The organism is Streptomyces sp. G-G2, from assembly GCF_030063135.1.
Lineage (GTDB): Bacteria > Actinomycetota > Actinomycetes > Streptomycetales > Streptomycetaceae > Streptomyces.
The window spans coordinates 26,862-45,926 of sequence record NZ_JASISO010000048.1; the positions used below are offsets into that span (position 1 = coordinate 26,862).

General features: G+C 72.1%; 16 protein-coding genes. 9 read left to right on the forward strand and 7 right to left on the reverse strand.

The features are described 5' to 3' along the window. Positions 1-143 precede the first annotated feature (143 nt). Both QMF80_RS30345 and QMF80_RS30350 read right to left on the reverse strand, forming a co-directional pair. Positions 144-1,538, reverse strand: a complete 1,395-nt coding sequence (locus QMF80_RS30345; RefSeq protein ID WP_283459032.1) for a cytochrome P450 — start codon at positions 1,536-1,538, stop codon at positions 144-146. A 21-nt stretch (positions 1,539-1,559) separates the two neighbouring features. Then, positions 1,560-2,597 (reverse strand): terpene synthase family protein, encoded by a 1,038-nt coding sequence (locus QMF80_RS30350; RefSeq protein WP_283459034.1) that lies wholly within the window; start codon positions 2,595-2,597, stop codon positions 1,560-1,562. 374 nt (positions 2,598-2,971) lie between these two features. Between QMF80_RS30350 and QMF80_RS30355 the strand changes: the two genes are divergently transcribed. Together QMF80_RS30355 and QMF80_RS30360 are read left to right on the forward strand one after the other, a co-directional pair. Next, a complete protein-coding gene (locus QMF80_RS30355; RefSeq protein ID WP_283459036.1) occupies positions 2,972-3,421 on the forward strand; it encodes an SRPBCC family protein in 450 nt (149 codons plus the stop codon). A 4-nt stretch (positions 3,422-3,425) separates the two neighbouring features. Continuing rightward, positions 3,426-4,250, forward strand: coding sequence for a DUF1206 domain-containing protein (locus QMF80_RS30360; RefSeq protein WP_283459037.1), 825 nt, complete (start codon positions 3,426-3,428; stop codon positions 4,248-4,250). Between the two features lie 79 nt (positions 4,251-4,329). On the opposite strand, the gene QMF80_RS30365 is transcribed toward QMF80_RS30360, so the two are convergent. Both QMF80_RS30365 and QMF80_RS30370 read right to left on the reverse strand, forming a co-directional pair. Then, the gene (locus QMF80_RS30365) at positions 4,330-6,825 is read right to left on the reverse strand and encodes a SpoIIE family protein phosphatase (protein ID WP_502962951.1); all 2,496 of its coding nucleotides are present in this window, start codon (positions 6,823-6,825) and stop codon (positions 4,330-4,332) included. A 199-nt stretch (positions 6,826-7,024) separates the two neighbouring features. Then, positions 7,025-10,219, reverse strand: a complete 3,195-nt coding sequence (locus tag QMF80_RS30370) for a HAMP domain-containing hybrid sensor histidine kinase/response regulator (protein WP_349372251.1) — start codon at positions 10,217-10,219, stop codon at positions 7,025-7,027. A gap of 275 nt (positions 10,220-10,494) precedes the next feature. On the opposite strand from QMF80_RS30370, the gene QMF80_RS30375 reads away from it, so the two are divergent. Next, entirely contained in the window at positions 10,495-10,845 is a 351-nt protein-coding gene (locus QMF80_RS30375; RefSeq protein ID WP_283459039.1) for a PRC-barrel domain-containing protein, read from the forward strand. Positions 10,846-10,902: 57 nt separating this feature from the next. Here the strand turns inward: QMF80_RS30375 and QMF80_RS30380 are convergent, their stop codons facing one another. Then, positions 10,903-11,253, reverse strand: coding sequence for an STAS domain-containing protein (locus tag QMF80_RS30380; RefSeq protein ID WP_283459041.1), 351 nt, complete (start codon positions 11,251-11,253; stop codon positions 10,903-10,905). Between the two features lie 192 nt (positions 11,254-11,445). Here QMF80_RS30380 and QMF80_RS30385 point away from each other — a divergent pair, with 192 nt between their 5' ends. From QMF80_RS30385 to QMF80_RS30405, 5 genes are all read left to right on the forward strand, one after another. After that, positions 11,446-12,345: a SigB/SigF/SigG family RNA polymerase sigma factor gene (locus QMF80_RS30385; RefSeq protein WP_283459043.1), complete on the forward strand. Its 900-nt coding sequence runs from the start codon at positions 11,446-11,448 to the stop codon at positions 12,343-12,345. Positions 12,346-12,472: 127 nt separating this feature from the next. After that, positions 12,473-13,426 (forward strand): anti-sigma factor RsbA family regulatory protein, encoded by a 954-nt coding sequence (locus tag QMF80_RS30390; RefSeq protein WP_283459045.1) that lies wholly within the window; start codon positions 12,473-12,475, stop codon positions 13,424-13,426. 116 nt (positions 13,427-13,542) lie between these two features. Further along, entirely contained in the window at positions 13,543-14,019 is a 477-nt protein-coding gene (locus QMF80_RS30395) for an ATP-binding protein (RefSeq protein ID WP_283459047.1), read from the forward strand. A gap of 165 nt (positions 14,020-14,184) precedes the next feature. Then, complete coding sequence (locus tag QMF80_RS30400; protein WP_283459049.1) at positions 14,185-14,409, forward strand: DUF6458 family protein; 225 nt, start codon at positions 14,185-14,187, stop codon at positions 14,407-14,409. 192 nt (positions 14,410-14,601) lie between these two features. Next, complete coding sequence (locus tag QMF80_RS30405; RefSeq protein WP_283459051.1) at positions 14,602-15,699, forward strand: mechanosensitive ion channel family protein; 1,098 nt, start codon at positions 14,602-14,604, stop codon at positions 15,697-15,699. 154 nt (positions 15,700-15,853) lie between these two features. Here the strand turns inward: QMF80_RS30405 and QMF80_RS30410 are convergent, their stop codons facing one another. After that, positions 15,854-16,261, reverse strand: coding sequence for a hypothetical protein (locus QMF80_RS30410; RefSeq protein WP_283459053.1), 408 nt, complete (start codon positions 16,259-16,261; stop codon positions 15,854-15,856). 23 nt (positions 16,262-16,284) lie between these two features. Then, entirely contained in the window at positions 16,285-17,061 is a 777-nt protein-coding gene (locus QMF80_RS30415) for a 3-hydroxybutyrate dehydrogenase (protein WP_283459055.1), read from the reverse strand. Positions 17,062-17,310: 249 nt separating this feature from the next. Here QMF80_RS30415 and QMF80_RS30420 point away from each other — a divergent pair, with 249 nt between their 5' ends. Next, a complete protein-coding gene (locus tag QMF80_RS30420; RefSeq protein ID WP_283459057.1) occupies positions 17,311-19,062 on the forward strand; it encodes an enoyl-CoA hydratase-related protein in 1,752 nt (583 codons plus the stop codon). The last annotated feature ends 3 nt before the right edge of the window (positions 19,063-19,065 follow it).

The following is a 19,065-nucleotide window of genomic DNA, read 5'->3' on the forward strand; positions in this document are numbered from 1 at the left end:
CCGAGTGTACGGCCCACGTGCTGGAGTGTTGCCGACTCCATGTAATATTGCAGTATTTCGCCACCCGTTCGAGAACGAGCCTGTATAGTCGGTCGACACGTTTTCCGTTTGAGTCCCTGAGTCCCTGAGTCCCTGAGTGCCCGTCAGTGGCGCGCGACGGGGATCATGGGCAGTTCGCTGGGCTGCGGGATTCCCGCCGGAACTTCGCGCACGGTGACCCCCGGCGCGGGGGCGAGGTGCCATCGTGATGCCACGGTCGCCACCGCCGTCAGGATCTCCGCCACCGCGAAGGTGTCGCCGATGCACTTGTGCTGCCCCGCCCCGAACGGGATGTAACTGTGCGTCCGGGCACGCTCGTTGAGGTCGCCCTGCCAGCGGTCCGGATCGAAGGCCCCGGGATCGGGGAACAGCGCCGGGTCCCGGTGCAACGCGTACGGGCTGTAGGCCAGTTCGGCGCCGACCGGGATCGAGACGCCGCCCAGGGTGAGCGGCACCAGCGCGCGCCGGGTGAAGAGCAGGGGCGAGTGCAGCCGCAGCGCCTCCTGGAACACGCTGTTCGTATAGGTGAGCCGGGCGAGGTCCTCGGGCCGCACGGACCGCCGTCCCACCACCGCGTCCACCTCGGCGTGCAGGCGCTCCTCCACCTCGGGGTGGCGGCCGAGTTCGTGGAAGATCCAGGCCAGGGTGGTCGCCGAGGTCTCCGTCCCGGCGAACATGATGGCGATCACCTCGTCGCGGACCTGCTCGGGGCTCATCTTCTCGCCCGTCTCGGCGTCCACGCTGGAGAGCAGCAGCGAGAGGAGGTCGTGCCGCTGCCCGCCCGCACCCGCGTCGTCGGCCCCGTCCCCGAGGCCCTTGCCCGGTTCGGTGCCGTACTGGGCGATCACCTGGTCGATGATCCCGCGCAGCCGGGCGGCGGCCGTGTCGAACCGCCTGTTGAGCGGAATCGGCAACCGGTCCAGGGACTTGGGCATGACCGCGCGGACGAGCATCCCCTCCAGCACGATGGGCAGCGAGCGGTGCACCTCGGCGACGGCGGGTCGGCTCATCTCACCGGAGAAGATCATCTCGGCGACCGAGGACAGGGCGTACCGACGGGTCTCGGTGACCATCGACACCTCCTGCCCGGCCGTCCACGACTCGCTCATCGCCTCGGCCTGACGTGTCATCACCTCGGCGTACTCGGCGATGTGGCCACGGTGGAAGGCGGGTTGGATCATCCGGCGCTGCTTGCGGTGGAAGTCGCCGTCGGTGGTCACCAGGCCGTTGCCGAACACCGGGCGGAGCCGGTCGAAGATCCTGCCGCGCCCGAACCGCTGGGCCTGCTGGACCAGCACGGTGTTGACGTGGTCCGGGTGCGTCAGGACGTGGACGGGCCAGGTGCCGATGTCCAGACGTACGACATCACCGTGTGTCCGCAGTGACTCCAGGAAGGCGATCGGCTCCCGCCACAGCTGGACCGCGTGGCCCAGGAGCGGTAACCGCCCCGGGGCCACTGGGGCGTGGACCGCAGGGCCGGGATGCTCCGTCTGCGCCATGGGTCGACTCCCTGTTGTGCGTTATGCCACCGATACCAGGTCCGGGCGGGTGTAGGCAGACTCCAGCCCGGCCGCGAACCGTTCGTCGCTGTACCGCGTGCATTCGTAACGCTGCCACAGATCCGCGCCGATCATCCAGTCTTCATACGTGCGGACGCATCGGGATACGTCGGCGCGGACCGAGGGATCCGTCTCCGGCCGCGCGTCCAGCACCGCGAACAGCCGCTGCTCCCCGGCGAGATACTCCTCGATGCGGGCCTGGATCCGGGCCTCCACCCGCTGGACCGCGTCCATGAGCGAGCAGTGCTCGGTGAAGGAGATGAGGGAGACGAGGTTGTTGGTGTCCCCGCAGGCGTACTCCTTGGGCAGGGAGAACACGTCGTTGCCCCACGAGATGACGTCCAGGGCGCTCTCCGCCAGGGACTGGAACTCGGGGAGGTCGTGGACGTGCTGGGGCAGGTCGATGCCCAGTCCGGCCTCCACCATGTCCATCATCGGCAGGATCTGGGAACTGTGCCTGCGCATCCGGATGTAGTCGGGGACCGAAGGGCGCCCGCCCGGGCCCCGGTTGCCCGCCTCCTGGTCCAAGGAGCCCAGCATCAGCGGGACATGGGCCCGGTAGCGCGCGGCGGTCCGCGGGGACATCCCGGCGAGGATCCGGTCGCACAGGTCGACGAAGCCGTTGATCAAGGGATTGCGGTCGGCCGCGGGGACGCCGATCCGGCCCGTTTCCAGGTATCCGGTGATCGCTTCGATCATGGGCCGCCAGGCGGCCAGCTCACCCGACCGGATCAGGTGGTCGTGCTGGTCGTCGAGTACGAAGGACCACGCCATCCACTCGGCGAGCAGGACCACCGTCTCGTACGGCACCTCACCGCTCACCCGGCCGGCGAGGTGCCCGCAGCCGATGCCCGCGAACTGCTCCGCCGCGGCGTTGACCAATTCGTGGCGTAACGCCCACGTGGTGGACTCGGCGTTGGCCCGCGCGGCTTCGGGATGCTTGGAGTTCCCGAACGGAATATGGAAATCGGGAACGGAGAAAGAGCCGAGCTGGGTCATTGATCCCCCACGGAAGAGTCGGATTCGTCAATACCCACTCAATGTACGATCACCAGGGCAGTGCTGGCCCCCCATGATCAGCGGAACAATCCGGTCATCGTCTGGCGGATCCAGCCCCCCGCGCGACCACATCAGGCCACCTCAAAGGCAATTAACCCTCAGGGCGCGGCGCACTGTCAACGTAGGGCGTACGCCGGGGGGCGCGAAATGCATTGCGAATTCCCCTTCCGCACATTCCTTTGGAATATGCTCACACGGCCGGTGCGTCCGGAGCATGGGACAGGCGACCCGGGGTAGACGGGGGTCGCAGCGCACAGCCGAGGAGTCCGGCCGAGGAGCCCGGCCGAGAAGTCCAGTCGAGGAAGGACCGAGCGATGTCCCACGTCGAGGAATACGTCGAGGTCAACGTCCCCCTGCGGACGGCCTACAACCAGTGGACCCAGTTCGAGGAGTTTCCCGTCTTCATGGAGGGGGTCGAGCGCGTGGAGCAGTGCGACGACACCCGGACCCACTGGGTGACCAAAGTGAGCGGGGTGGAGCGCGAGTTCGACGCGCAGATCACCGAGCAGCTCCCGGACCGGCGCGTGGCGTGGATGACCGTGGACGGTGAGACCCGCCAGGCCGGGCTCGTCACCTTCCAGCCCGTCGACGCGAGCACGACCAAGATCGTCCTGCACCTCAACTGGGCGCCCGACGGGCTCGCGGAGAGCGCCGCCGACCGGCTCGGCCTCGTCAAACGCCGGGTCAGCCAGGACCTGAAGCACTTCAAACGGTTCATCGAATCGCGGGGCGTCGAAACCGGCGCCTGGCGCGGCGAGGTCTGAGCCGGTGACCAGAGGAGTGGCTCAGGAAGGCAAACGGACCGCGTCCAGAGGCGGCGCCGGCCGGGAAGTGGCCGCGCGCTGCGGGCTGGTCGCGCGCGGTGTGCTGTACGTACTCACCGGAGTGATCGCCGTCCGTGTCGCCTTCGGCGAGAACGCGGGTGAGGCGGACCGCCAGGGCGCGCTGCAGACCCTGGCAGGGCGGCCGTTCGGCGCCGTGATGGTCTGGGCCGTCGGCATCGGACTGGTCGGCATGGTGCTGTGGCGCCTGTCGGAGGCGGCGTTCGGCGCGGCCGGACCGGAGGGCGGCAAGGCCACCAAACGGCTCGCCTCGGCGGGCCGGGCCGTATTCTACGCCACCGCCGCCTTCTCCGTCCTGTCCTTCGCCGCCGGCTCCGGGAGCGGAGGCTCCGGCGACGACCAGTCCCGTGACGTGACGGCCAAGGCACTCGGGCTGCCCGCCGGCCAGTGGCTGGTGGGTGCGGCCGGGCTCGCCATCGCGGCCGCGGGCGTGACCATCGCCGTACGGGCGGCCCAGTGCCGGTTCCGCAAGCACCTCACCATGGGTGGGATGTCAGCGCCGTGGAAGCGGGCCGTCGACGTCCTCGGGGTGAGCGGAGGAGTGGCCCGGGGCGCGGTCTTCACCGCGGCGGGCGGCTTCGCCGGGTACGCCGCCTGGCGCTACGACCCGGGCCAGGCGAAGGGCGTCGACGACACCCTGCGCGCGTTCACCGGAACTCCGGCCGGACCGTGGCTGCTGGCAGCGGTCGCCGTCGGGCTGATGCTGTTCGGTGTGTTCTCCTGGGCGATGGCGCGGTGGCGCGAGGTGTGAGGTGCGAGGCGTGCGGTGCGAGGCGTGCGGACGGTGGTGAGGGGGGCGGCGGGGCCGCCGCCCGGTCCCTCCGGGGGACTCAGGACACCTGGATGCCGATGAGGCAGGTGTCGTCGTCCGTATCGGAACGGCTGTCGGCGAGCAGCCGGTCGAGCAGCCCGTCGAGATCGACGGCCGGGTCGGCCGCGGCGTCCATGAGGTGGCCGAGGGAGTCGTGCACCGAGGAATCGCGCCGCTCCACCAGCCCGTCCGTGAACATCAGCAGGGTGTCGTGCGGCTCCAGCCGCGCCTCCCGCTCCGCGTAGACGGCCTCCGGCAGCGCGCCGAGCAGCAGACCCTCGATGAGCGGGAAGGCGGTGGCCTCGCCCCCGCGCAGCAGGACCGGCGGCAGGTGCCCGGCCCGCGCCCAGCGCAGCACCCGCGTCCGCGGGTCGAAAAGGCCGCAGACGGCCGTCGCCGTCACCTGCTTGGTCAGGTGATGGGTGACGATGTTGAGCCAGGACAGCAGCTGCGCGGGCCCGGCGCCGGTCACGGCCAGACCCCGCAGTGCGTTGCGCAGGACCACCATGCCGGTCGCCGCCTCGATCCCGTGGCCCGCGATGTCGCCCACGGACAGCAGCACCAGACCGGACGGCAGTATCACCGTGTCGTACCAGTCCCCGCCCACCAGTGACTCCGTCTCGGCGGGCCGGTAGCGCACGGCGACCCGCAGCCCCGGGGCCTCGATGGCCCGCGGCGTCGGCGGCATGATGGCTTGCTGCAACTGCAGGGCGAGGCGGCTGCGTTCGGCGGACTCGGCCTCGGTGTGGGCGAGCTGGTCCCGGGTCGCGGCCAGCGCCACCTCGGTCCAGTGCTGTGAGGAGATGTCCTGGCAGGCACCGCGTACGGCGTGCAGTCGCTGGTCCGAGTCCAGCACGGGTTCGGCGATCACCCTGATGTGGCGGGTGATGCCGTCGGGCCGCCGGAAGCGGAAGTCGACCGAAGCGGGCCGCCGGTAGCGCAGGACCGTCCGCAGGAAGCGGCCCAGTCCGGCGGAGTCGTCCGGGTGCGCGTACGCGGGCAACTCCCGGAGCGGGACGGGGGGCGCCGTGGGCGGGATCCCGTGCAGCGCGTACAGCTGCGCGTTCCAGGTGATCACGCCCGTGGCCAGGTTCTCCTCGAAGCCGCCGATCCGGCCCAGGCGCTGGGCGTGCTGGAGCAGGCTCGCCAGCCGGGCCGTCTCGTCCTCGATCCGCCAGATCAGCAGGACCGCCGCGCCGTGGCGGCTGATGCTGATGTCCGCGACCGTGGTCAGCGGCACCTGGTCGACGAGCGCGGTGAGGTTCATCCGCTGCGCGCGGAAGGGCTCGCCGGTGGCGTGGACCCGTTCGATCGTGTCGAACAGCCCGCTGTCGCCGGCGGCCATCGGATAGGCCTCCAGCAGCAGCGCGCCGCCCACGTCGCCGCGCGGACGGCCCACCGGGTCGACGAAGGTGCTGCTGACGTGCCGGATCCGGAAGTCGACGAGCCGCCCCGCGTGGTCGAGCACCGGGGTGAGGACCATGGCCGGGTCGTGCAGCCCCTCGGAGAGGTCGATCAGCTCCACGACGTCCGGAAGCACGGCCTCCGTCCGGCTCGGGCCGTGCGGCGGCCACAGCTCCATGGTGTGCGCGCACAGCTCGGCCAGCGTCTCGATCTGCCGCTCGACCTGCGGCGGCTGCGGCGGCAGCGGGCGCGGCCAGCAGACTTCGAGCACGCCGTGGATCCGCCCGCCGGTCCCGGCGGGTACGGCCATCCGCCCGCCGTCCGGCCATTGGGTACGGCCGATCGAGGGCGGGCCGTCCCGGTCCGTCCCGGCGAGGGACACCGGCCCGCGCTCGCGCAGCGCGAGCCGCGCCACGGTCGAGACCCCCGGCGGTACGTGCCGCCAGCGCGCGGCCTCCTCGGCCGGGAACCCGGCATGACCCGCGAGGGTGAGGGAGCCGTCGGGCACCGCGGTCCACACGGCGACCGCCACCGCTCCGAGCGGGGCGAGCGCGTTCGTCAGCAGGGATTCGGCGACCGCCTGGGTGTCACCGGCGGCCAGTGCCCCGCTCTCGGCGGTGCGCAGCCGCACGGCGGCGGGGTCCGAGGCGGCCGACGGCGCGCCGATCCGTTCCACGAACTCGGCGGCGGCCTCCCCGAGCTGGTCGCGGGCCGCCTGGTTGACGATGTCGGCGGCCAGTTCGAGCGGGGACAGGCCGGACTGCCTGCACAGTTCGTCGAGCTGGCGGGCGGCGGCCGCGGGGGTGCAGTGCAGCCGCCCGATCAGGATCCCCTTGGCCAGCTCGATCAGCGCCCGGCCGTCGGCCGCGGCGTGCGCGGCCCGCACTTCCTCGCGCAACCGCTCCACGGTCGCGACGAGCCGCCCCAGGGTGGAGGGGGTCTGCCGGGGCACGACGGGCCGCGCCCCGGCGGCGCGCCCCGTGTCGGCCACGGTCGCGCCACTGTCCCGGGAGCGGTCGGCCACCGCGCCGGGCTCCGGTCTCTCCTCGGCGTGCGACGCGGCGCCGTGTGCCCCGTACGGCGGGTTCTGCGGGGTGTCGGACGTGCTCACCGTGCTGTGGGCTCCTTGCTGGATCGGGCCGGGACCGAGGCGGGGTCGCCGGACGGCCGCGGGGTACTGGGGGCGCGGACGCCCGCGGCCGCGCTGGTGGAACCCCGAGCGGTACGCGTCGTACGCGGGGCGGGCTTCGTTCGGGTGACCCGCTCCGTACGGACCCAGGCGGCCGTACGGGCGCGGGGGGCGCCGCGCGTCACGGCGTGAGCCAGTGCCGGACGCGGCCGATGAGATCGTTGGCGTCCACCGGCTTGGTCACGTAGTCGCTCGCTCCCGCGGCGAGGCTCTTCTCCCGGTCGCCGGGCATGGCCTTGGCGGTGACCGCGATGATGGGCAGGTCGGCGTACTCGGGCATGCGGCGGATCTCGGCGGTGGCCGCGTAACCGTCCAGTTCGGGCATCATCACGTCCATCAGGATGAGGTCGACCCCGGGATTGCCGGTGAGGGTGTCGATGCCCTTGCGGCCGTCCTCGGCGTGCAGGACCCGGATGCCGTGCAGTTCGAGGATGCCGCTCAGGGCGTACAGGTTGCGCGCGTCGTCGTCCACCACGAGCACGGTGCGCCCGACGAGCCCGCCGTCGACCCACTGGGCGGACCGCGCCCGCCTCTCGTCCGCCCGGACCAGCGGCAGGACGTCGCCGGGCTGCTCGGCCGACAGGTGCAGGGCGATGCGTTCGCGCAGCTCGTCCAGGCTGGAGAGCAGCTCCAGCGGCAGGGAGGCGTCCCGTACGCGCGGTTCGCCCTCCTGGCCGGGGTCCGGGCGCCGGTTGTCGTGGGCCAGGACCGGCAGGGTGGTCAGCGCCGCGTCCCCGTGCAGCGCGTCGAGGAAGCGCAGGGCCTCGCCGCCGGGCAGCCCGAGTTCGAGGACGACGCAGTGGAAGGGGTCGGAGGCCAGCGCCGCCGCCGCTTCCCGGGAGTTCGCGGCGTGGACCACCTGGACCACCTCCCGTTCGCCGGTCCGCTCGTGGGCCGGGCCGAGATCGCGTGCGGCGCTCTCGGCGACCAGGGAGAGCAGGCCCTTGGGACGTTCCTCGATGACCAGCAGACGGCGGGGCTGGCGCGGCGGCGCGGGCGGCGGCAGGACCGGTCGCCGGGCGTCGGGGATCGCGGACGAGGACCGGGGGTTCCCCGCGGCCCGGTGCGCGCCTCCGGCGGCGACGTCCTCCTCGTAGTCGGGCCTGCTGACCGGCAGGTAGAGCGTGAAGGTGCTGCCCTGCCCCGGAACGCTCTGCGCGGTGACGGCCCCGCCGAGGAGCTGGGCGATCTCCCGGCTGATGGAGAGCCCGAGGCCGGTACCGCCGTACTTGCGGCTGGTGGTGCCGTCGGCCTGCTGGAAGGCCCCGAAGACGGAGCCGAGTTGCTGCTCCGGGATGCCGATGCCGGTGTCCCGGACCCGGAAGGCCACCATCGCCGGGTGGCGGGGGAGTCCCGCCGGGAGTCCGGCGTCCGCCGCCCGCTCGATGTGCAGGGCGACGCTGCCGCGCTCGGTGAACTTGACCGCGTTGGAGAGCAGGTTGCGCAGCACCTGGCGCAGCCGGGAGTCGTCGGTGAGCAGGTCACCGGGTGCGTCGGGCGCGGTGGTGACGCTGAACTCCAGGTTCTTCTGCGTGGTCATGGGCCGGAAGGTGGCCTCGACGTATTCGAGGAGCTGCGGCAGTTGCACCCACTCGGGGTGGATGTCCATCTTCCCCGCCTCGACCTTGGACAGGTCGAGGATGTCGTTGATGAGCTGGAGCAGGTCGGAGCCCGCCGAGTGGATGATGCCCGCGTACTCGACCTGCTTCGGCGTGAGGTTGCGGGTGGGGTTCTGGGCGAGCAACTGGGCCAGGATGAGCAGGCTGTTGAGCGGGGTGCGCAGCTCGTGGCTCATGTTGGCCAGGAACTCCGACTTGTACTTCGAGGCCAGCGACAACTGCTGCGCACGGTCTTCGAGTTCCTGGCTGGCCTGTTCGATCTCCAGGTTCTTGGCCTCGATGTCGCGGTTCTGGCTGGCGAGAAGGGCGGCCTTCTCCTCCAGTTCGGCGTTGGAGCGCTGCAACTCGTCCTGCTGGAACTGGAGTTCCTCCGAGCGGGCCTGGAGTTCACCGGTCAGCCGCTGGGACTCGCCGAGCAGTTCGTCCGTACGCGCGTTGGCGACGATGGTGTTGACGTTGACGCCGATGGTCTCCATCAGCTGGCCGAGGAAGTCGCGGTGCACCGGGGTGAAGGCGCCGAAGGAGGCCAGCTCGATCACCCCGAGCACCTGGTCGTCGACCACGATCGGCATCACCATGAGGCTGCCGGGGGTGGTGTGCCCCAGCCCCGAGGAGATGATGTAGTCACCGGGGACCTGGTCGGCGGCGATGATCCGGCGGCTGCGGGCCGCCTGCCCGACGAGGGACTGGCCGAGGGCGAAGCGGGTTCCCTCCACGGCGGCGGAGCGCCCGTAGGACCCGACCAGGCTCAGCACGGTCCCGTCGGTGGCCTCCTCGGCGAGGTAGAAGGCGCCGTACTGGGCGGCGACGAGCGGGGTCAGCTCGTCCATCACCAGTTCGGCGACGGCCTCGATGTCGTGGTGTCCCTGCATCAGGCCCGAGATCCGGGCCAGGTTGGACTTGAGCCAGTCCTGCTCCTGGTTGGCCCGGGTGGTCTCGCGCAGCGAGCCGACCATGGAGTTGATGTTGTCCTTGAGCTCGGCGACCTCGCCCGAGGCGTCGACCGTGATCGACCGGGGCAGGTCGCCCTCGGCGACCGCGCTCGCCACCTCGGCGATGGCCCGGACCTGGCGGGTGAGGTTCCCGGCCAGCTCGTTGACGTTCTCCGTGAGGCGTTTCCAGGTGCCGGAGACCCCCTCCACCTCCGCCTGACCGCCGAGGCGGCCCTCGCTGCCGACCTCGCGGGCGACCCGGGTGACCTCCCCGGCGAAGGCCGACAGCTGGTCGACCATCGTGTTGATGGTGTTCTTCAGCTCCAGGATCTCGCCCCTGGCGTTCACCGTGATCTTCTGCGACAGGTCGCCCTGGGCGACCGCGGTGGTCACCTGGGCGATGTTGCGCACCTGGTCGGTGAGGTTGCCGGCCATGAAATTGACGGAGTCGGTCAGATCTCGCCAGACACCCCCGACGCCCGGTACGTCGGCCTGCCCGCCCAGCGTTCCCTCGGTACCGACATCCCGGGCCACTCGCGTCACCTCGGAGGTGAACAGCGAGAGCTGGTCGACCATCCCGTTGAAGACGGTCGCGATCTCCCCGAGCAGCCCCCCGGGCTCGTTGGGCAGCCGGGTGCGGAAGTCCCCGTCGCGCACGGCGGTCAGCCCGGCCAGCAACTGGCGCAATTCGGACTCGCCGATTCCGCCCCCGCCCGCCATCTCCGCAGCCGTCTTCCCTGACTCCGGGCCAGACCGCTCAGCCATCCGTCAACCTCACTCTAGTGACCACTGCGGCGGCCGTGGAGCGCGCGCGGCGGTTGCCGAACCGACAGGAGAAGGCTAGCGCCCGCGCGAGGGCCGCCGACGTGGGTCCACGGCCGCCGCCGCACGAGCGCCGCGGTCCACCGCGACGGCGAGAGTCGGCGCATACGGGACGCCTTCCCGGGTACGCGTTCCGTCACGAGGCTCCCGTCGCCCCGGCCGTGCGGAGGCCGGAGAGTGAAGGACGGTAGAAGCCGCTCCAACTGTGGGAGGACCACATGACCGACAACGTATGGGGCTACCGCACGACTTCGGGCCGCTTGCAGGGCACCGACCTGACCGGCTTCAAGGTCGAGGCGACCGACGGCGCCATCGGGAAGGTCGGCAAGCACTCCGACGAGGTGGACGCCTCGTACCTCGTCGTCGACACCGGCCCGTGGATCTTCGGCAAGGAAGTCCTGCTGCCCGCGGGCACGGTCATCAGCATCGACACCGACGGACAGCGGATCTACGTCGACCGGACCAAGGATCAGATCAAGGACGCGCCGGAGTTCATCCAGGAGAAGCACCTGTACGACGAGGAGTACCACCACCGGCTCGGCGGCTACTACGGCGGCTTCTTCGGCTGATGACCCGGCGCGCGCACGGCCTGCGGCCCGACGCCGCAGGTCCGTCCGGCCGGACGCTCAGACCGGCGGGGCGAGGGCGTCCGGGACGCTCGGGTACAGGGAGAGGACCGTATCGGCGCCGGTCAGCTGGAACAGCCGGGTCAGTTGCTCACCCGGAGCGGCGACGCGCAGCGCGGTGATCCGGTGCAGGCGCAGCAGCATGTTCAGGAACGACGAATCCCCGAATGTGATGGCTGTCACGTCCACGACCACCACCGGATGGCGGTCGGCGGCGACGGCGAGCGCCTCCTCCAGGGGAGCCAGGGTGTCCTGGTCGAGCTCGCCCCGCGCCACGACCACCCAACTCTGCCCGGCTTGATAGCACTTGGCGACCACTCCCGCGCCGTGCGCTTCCGTTTCCCGCACCATATCCGCCTCCCCGTGGTCGAACCGCCCGGCTTTCGAGAGTGCGAGTATGCCTGCTTCCCCGGCGGACGGCGACGCCGCGTCCGCCGGGGCGGAGGGCTGCCCGAAAATTTTTCTCGTGTGGATGTGTGTAAGGGCCGGACATCTGGGAACGAGCGGTTCCGCAGCCATTCATCAATGGGAGGAACGGCCACGATGTCCTACACCGGAACAGTCGTCAGCAGTGTGCGCACCACGGGGAAGGCCCTCGCGGCCCCCGTCGCCGACCTGCCGCGGGTCGACAACGCCCGGGAGGTGACCCCCGGCGACGCCCGGGAGCTGTCCCGTCTGTTCCTCGTCAGGCTCCGCTCCCTGGAGGAGGGGACCCGCGAGTACCAGTACGTGCGCAACACGCTCATCGAGATGAACGTGTCCCTCGTGAACTTCGCCGCCCGCCGCTTCCGCACCCGCGCGACCGGTGCGGGCGGCGTGGAGATGGAAGACATCGTCCAGGTGGGCACCATAGGCCTGATCAAGGCCATCGACCGCTACGACCCCGAGCGCGAGGTCGAGTTCTCCACGCTCGCCCTCCCGTACATCACGGGTGAGATCAAGCGGTACTTCCGCGACACCACCTGGGCGGTGCACGTCCCGCGCCGTCTCCAGGAGCTGCGCACGGAACTCGCTCAGTGCCAGGAGGCCCTGAGCGGCGTCCTGGGCCGGTCCCCGACCGTCAAGGAGCTGGCCCAGCACCTCGAACTCTCCGAAGAGGACATCATCGAGGGCCTGGTCGCCGCGAACGGCTACACCAGTGGTTCCCTCGACACCTCCGCCGAGTCCGATGAGCAGTCGCCGTCGGGCGGCCGCGGCACCCGGCCGCTGGCCGAGCGCGTCGGCGAGGTCGACGCCGCCATGGAGCTGTTCGAGGACTTCCACACCCTGGCGCCCCTGCTGGAGCAGCTCGACGAGCGGGACCGGCTGATCCTGTCCATGCGCTTCGGCCAGGAGATGACCCAGGCCGAGATCGGCAACGAGCTGGGGATCTCGCAGATGCAGGTGTCCCGGCTGCTGACCCGGACGCTGGCCCGGCTGCGCAGCGGAATGCTCACCACCTAGACGTCCGTGAGGGGGCGCCCGCATGCGGCCCGGGGTGGGCGCCCTCATCTCGTCCACCACCCGGCATACTCGCTGCGACGGGCCGCACCGAGTTCCCGGACGAACGCGCCGCGCTGGAGGTCGCAGCATGAGGTACAGCACCGCCCCTCCGGCCGCGGGCCCGGGCGCCTTCGTCCACCGGGCCCTCTTCTACCGGGACCCGGCGCAGTACGCCGCCGGGGCGGGCGGCTTCGTGCGCGCCGCGCTGCGTGCCGGGGAGCCGGTGCTGGTCGCCGTACCCGGACCGCAGGTGGAAGCCCTGCGCCAGTACCTCGGCGCGGACGCGGACGCCGTTGAGCGCGTCGACATGACGGAACTGGGCCGCAACCCGGGCCGGATCCTGGCCGCCCTCTGGGAGTTCGCCGACCGGCACCGGGGGCGCACCGCCCGGATCGTCGGCGAGGCGATCTGGCCCGGCCGCTCCCCGGCCGAGGTCCGCGAGACGGTCCGTTACGAAGCCCTCGTCAACACCGCCTTCGCGGGGCGCGCCACGACCGTCCTGTGCCCGTACGACACGACCCGCCTCCCCGCCCAGGTGATCGCCGACGCCCGCCGCACCCACCCGGCGCTGACCGAGGAGGGGCGCGACGTGCGCAGCGCGCACTACACCGACCCCGCGGCGGTCCGCGCCGACTGCGACGGGCCCCTGCCCGAACCGGACCACGCCCTCGCCCTGGAGTACTCGGGGGGCGGGCTCGCCCGGGTACGCGAACACGCCGAGGCCTGGGCCCGGCGGACCGGCCTGCGCCCCGCCCGCCGCGACGACCTCGTCCTCGCCATCAGCGAGGCGGCCGCGAACTCGATCGCGCACGGCGGCGGCAAGGGCACCCTGCGGTTATGGATGACGACCGACGGCGGCGCGGTGGCGGAGGTCCACGACGACGGCCGCCTCACCGACCCCATGGCGGGCCGCCGTCGCCCGCCCTTGGCCTCGGGGGACGGCGGGCGCGGGCTGTGGATGATCCACCAGCTGTGCGACCTCGTGGAGACCCGCGCGATGGACACGGGATTCACCCTGCGGCTGCACATGACGACCGCCTGACCCCCGGCGGCGCGAGGTGTTCCGCACACCACAGGGGGCATACGCGTGATCCGCGACACCAGGAGAGCAGCGGTTTGCAATCATTGAGCACCAGAATCAACGGGGGTGAGACCACAGTGACGACCATCGGATCGGACACCGGCGATCCACTGCGGCCGAGGCCGCCGGTGACGGGCCAGCGGCGGCGCCTCGCCTTGCGCGGGGTACGGGGCTCGGTGGCGAAGGGGCGTGACTTCACGCGGGCGGCCATGGGGGACTGGGGCTGGGAGCACAACCAGACCACGGAGGACGCCCTGCTCGTCGTATCCGAGCTGCTGACCAACGCGAGCCTGCACGCGGGCGGCTGCGAGGAACTCGTCCTGACGGTCGGTGATTCCCTGCGCATCGAGGTGTTCGACGCGGAGCGGACGGCGATGCCCGTCACGCGCGTGGCGCGCCGGGGCAGTCCGGGCGGCCACGGACTCCACATCGTGGAGCGGCTCTCCGACCGCTGGGGGGCGCAGGCCCACGCCACCGGAAAGGCCGTGTGGGCGGAGATCGAAGGCCACCGGCTCAGCACCGGCATGCCGGCGGGGACGGGCGAGCTGTCCTAGGCGGTCCCTCCCGGTGCGACGGCCGGTGCGGAGAAGGCCCCGTGGGGCCGTCCCTAGGCGGGGGCGGCCCCACAGTCCTGTCCGGGACCGCGTCATCCGGGGAATGCGGGGTAGGTGCGGCCCAGAGCACATGTCCCAACCGCGATTGTTCTGGAGGCGAGTTCCATGGGCCTGGGAGGCTGCATTGTCCTCATCACGGTGGGGGCCATCCTCACCTTCGCCACCGACTGGGAGATGAAGGGAGTGAACCTCGACCTGGTGGGCCTGATCATGATGGTGGTCGGTGCCATCGGTCTCGCCATCTACTCCAGTGTCCTCAAACGCCGTCGCAGCACGCACCTTTCCGACGGCACCGCGATCGTCGAGGAGCGCTACCGGCCCATCGACTGAGCCGGAGCCCGGCTGTCGTAGCCGTCGTCGGCCATGAGGCAGGATGGCAATCCGTTCCGGAGACGTACGCGTGTCCGAACGGAGCCTCATGCACGACGAACTGACAGGTAAATAGGTGACGAAACACCCCATACGGCAACCGGCCGCCGCAGTGGCCGCCTCCCGGTCCCCGCGCGCGTCGGAGGCCGTCCGTTGACCCGGGACCTCGTCCTGCACGACTGGATCGTCGCCGCGATCGCGCTGGCCGCGGGCGCCCTGGCGGGGCTGGTGCTGCGGGCGCTCGTCCGCTGGCTCGCCCGGCACGCGCTGCGGACCCGGTGGAGCGGGGACGACATCATCGTCGACGCGCTGCGCACGCTCGCGCCGGGCGCGGCCGTCATCGCGGGCGCGGCAGTGGCCGCCTCGGCCCTGCCGCTCAGCTCGAAGACCGGCGCGGTCGTCAGCCACTCGCTGACCGCCCTGCTGATCCTCTTCGCCACGTTCGGCGCGGCCCGGGTGGTCGCGGGCCTGGTCCAGTCCCTGGCGCAGTCGCGCACCGGGGTGGCGGGCTCCGCCACCATCTTCGTCAACATCACCCGGGTCGTCGTGGTGGTGATGGGCGTCCTGGTCGCGCTCGAAACCATGGGCGTCTCGATCGCGCCGCTGCTGACCGCGCTGGGCGTGGGCGGTCTGGCGGTCGCGCTGGCCCTGCAGGACACCCTGGCCAACCTGTTCGCGGGCGTCCACATCCTCGCCTCGAAGACGGTGCAGCCCGGTGACTACATCCGCCTCAGCAGTGGTGAGGAGGGCTATGTCGTCGACATCAACTGGCGCAACACCGTCGTGCGGAACCTGTCGAACAACCTGGTCATCATCCCCAACGGTCGGCTCGCCCGGACCAACATGACCAACTACACGCAGCCCGAACAGCAGTTGTCGATCCTCGTCCAGGTGGGCGTGGGCTACGAGAGCGACCTGGAGCGCGTCGAGCGGGTGACCCTGGAAGTGGTCGACGGGGTGATGGCGGACATCAACGGCGCGGTCCCCGACCACGAAGGCGCCGTCCGCTTCCACACGTTCGCCGACTCCCGGATCAACTTCACCGTCATCCTCGGCGTCGGGGAGTTCAGCGACCAGTACCGGATCAAGCACGAGTTCATCAAGCGCCTGCACGAGCGCTTCCGTACGGAAGGCATCTCGATCCCCGCCCCGACCCGCACGGTCGCCCTCCACCAGGACGACCTGCCCCCCGCCTTCCGCCCGCCGCGGCCGGACGGCCTCCCCAGGGTCCCCCTCCAGGCCGATCGCTGAACCCAGGCCCCCGGGCCGCGCGTTGGGCGGGCGCGGTCGTCCTCGACCGGGACGGGAAGGCCTTCGCTCGAAAGCGCGGCCCCGGCGAACACCTCGTCCACGACCTGATCGCCAAGGCCCTCCACCGGGCGGGGCGGGACCCGACAGGGACGGTCTAGTCGGGCAGGACCAGGTGCGTGCCCCGACCGGTGGGTTCGACGTGGACGACGTGGGCGCCCACGCGGACCGTCTGGCTTCCTGCGGCGGTCCAGGAGCCTTCAGGCCCCCCGGTGCGGGGGAGGGGGGTCCAGACCTCCAGGAAGGTCGAGCCGTCGGGGTTGGTGCCCGTCTCGATCAGGCGCGGGCCGTCCCGGCGCAGGGCGCCGACGTCGTGGCCCGGTTCGCCCACGTCGTGGTGGAAGGTGACGTCCCGGCCGTCGTAGGTGGTGGTCCCGGCGAAGCCGCGGCTGTCGGCGTACCGGGTGCCGCTCTGGAGCCACACGACGTGCCCGGTCTCCATGAGCGGGCCGCCGTCACGGCTGATTCCGGCGCGCAGCCAGGCGCCGGGGGAGGGTGCGTCCATGGCGCCCAGGGTGCCAGAGCCCGTCAGCTCGCGCCCCAGCCGCCGTCCAGGGCGAGGGACGCGCCGGTCAGGTAGCCGCTGTGCGGCCCGCACAGCCACAGCGCGGCCGCCGCCACCTCTTCCGGCTCGATCAGGCGTTTGATCGCGGACCGGGTCAGCAGCACGTCGGAGAGCACCTCGCCGGGGCTGATCCCGTGCGCGGCGGCCTGGTCGCGGATCTGGCCCTCGACCAGCGGCGTGCGGACGTACCCCGGACCGACGCAGTTGCTGGTCACCCCGTACGGGGCTCCCTCCAGCGCGGTGACCTTGCTCAGCCCCTCCAGGCCGTGCTTCGCGGCCACGTAGGCGGACTTGTAGGCGCTGGCCCGTACGCCGTGGACGCTGGAGATGTTGACCACCCGGCCCCAGCCGCCCGCGTACATGTGCGGCAGGGTGCGCCGCAGCAGCAGGAACGGCGCGGTCACCATCACCCGCTGGATCAGGTCGAAGCGCTCCGGCGGGAACGCGGTGAGCGGCGCCACGTGCTGCAGGCCCGCGCTGTTGACCAGGATGTCCATGGCGGCGGGCAGCCCCCCGATCGCGTCAGGGTCGGCCAGGTCCACGACGTGCGGCCGCCCGCCCACCTCCTGGGCCACCGCCCCGGCCGCCTCCCCGTTGACGTCCACCACGTGCACCAGGGCCCCGGCGGCGGCCAGCGCCACCGCGCAGGCCCGCCCGATGCCGCTGCCCGCGCCCGTGACCAGGGCGACCCGCCCCGTGAGGCCGGCCGACGGGCCCGCCGAAGAAAATATGTTGGTCATGGCGCGACACAGTAGGCACCCGCGGGGGCCCCGGACATGGCGCTCACCACCACACTCCCGCACCCCGCCATGGTGACCCCCGCCGGGTGGCCGCGCCACCCCCGCCGACTGGCCGCCGGAACTCGCGCTTTCGAGTGACCCCGGCGCCGGGCTGCGGGGAGTCCGGGCGGACGTCCCCGACGATTCCCCTCGGCTGGGCATGCTCCGGTCACAGTTCGTCGCCGACTGCCCCGGCCGCAGGGAGATCGCGTGCACATCCTGCTCGTAGCGAGCGCCTTCAACAGCCTCAGCCAGCGCGTCCACGCCGAGCTCCGCGACCGCGGGCACAGCGTGGCCGTGGAACTCGTCCCGGCCGGACCCGGATCGCCCCCGGACCTCCGCGACGCCTCGCTGCGCGCCGCCGTCGAGCGCCACCGGCCGGACCTGATCCTGGCCCCGATGCTCCGGACGCCGATCCCGCGGGACGTGTGGTCCGCCCGTACCTGCCTGATCGTCCACCCCGGCCCCCCGGGCGACCGCGGCCCCTCCTCCCTCGACTGGGCCGTCCACGAGGGCGTCACCCGCTGGGGCGTGACCGTCCTCCAGGCCGACGAGCGGATGGACGCCGGCGCCGTCTGGGCCACCGCCGCCTGCGACCTCCCGCCCCTGGCCAAGAGCGACCTGTACCGCGGCGAGGTCGCCGACGCGGCCCTGGCCGCCGTCCTGCTGGCCGTCGACCGCTTCGCCTCCGGTACGTACGCACCCGAGCCCCAGCGCGACCCCGACCCCGGACAGAGCCCCGACGGGCCGTGCCGGACCCGCCCGTACTTCCGCCAGGAGCTGCGCCGCATCGACTGGCGGACCGCCACCACCGACGCCGTCGTCCGCACGCTCCGGGCCGCCGACTCGCAGCCCGGCGTGCTGGACGAACTGCTCGGCGCCGAGTGGTACCTGCACGGCGGGCACCCCGAACCCGCCCTGCGCGGCGAACCCGGCGACCTCCTGGCCACCCGGGCGGGCGCGATCTGCCGGGCCACCATCGACGGCGCGGTCTGGATCCCCGAACTGCGGGCCCGGCGGGTGTCCGGGGAGCCCGCCCCCGTCAAGCTGCCCGCCGCCCTGGCGCTCGGCGCACTCCTGCCCGAGCTGCCGGAACTGCCCGCCCGCGGCCGTACCTGGGCCGACATCCACTACCGGGAAGAAGACGGCGCGGGCTTCCTGTCCTTCGCCTTCCCCGGCGGCGCGATGAGCACCGGCCAGTGCCGCCGCCTGCTGGCCGCCTACCGGGCCGCGCGCGCCCGGCCCACCTCGGTACTGGTGCTGGGCGGGACCAGGGACTTCTTCTCCAACGGCATCCACCTCGGCGTCATCGAAGCCGCCGCCGACCCCGCGGCGGAGTCCTGGGCGAACATCACCGCCATGGACGACCTGGTCGAGGCCGTGCTGACCACCTCGGACCGGCTCGTGGTGGCCGCCCTCGGCGGCAACGCGGCCGCGGGCGGCGCCATGCTCGCCCTCGCCGCCGACGAGGTCTGGTGCAGGTCGGGCGTGGTGCTCAACCCGCACTACCGCCTGATGGGGCTGTACGGCTCGGAGTACTGGACCTACACCCTGGCCCGCCGGGTCGGGCCCGAGGCCGCGCACCGGCTCACCACCGAAGCGCTCCCGGTGTCCGCCGAGGCGGCCCGGACCCTGGGCCTGGTGGACCGTACGACGGCCTGCGCGCCCGGGGACTTCGCCGCGCAGACCCGACGGCACGCGGTCCGCCTCGCCGCCTCGCCCGGCGTCCAGGCACGGATCGCGGCGAAGAAGGAGGCCCGGGACCGGGACGAGGCGCTGCGCCCGCTGGCCGCCCACCGGGAGGCGGAGCTGACCCGGATGCGCGCCACGTTCGACGATCCGGACGCGCCCTACCACGCGCTGCGCCGGGATTTCGTCCGGAAGAACCCGGCTTCCGGCACCCCGCCGCACCTCGCCGCGGCCACCGCCTCCCGGCGCCGTGTCACTGGACTGGACGCATAAGAC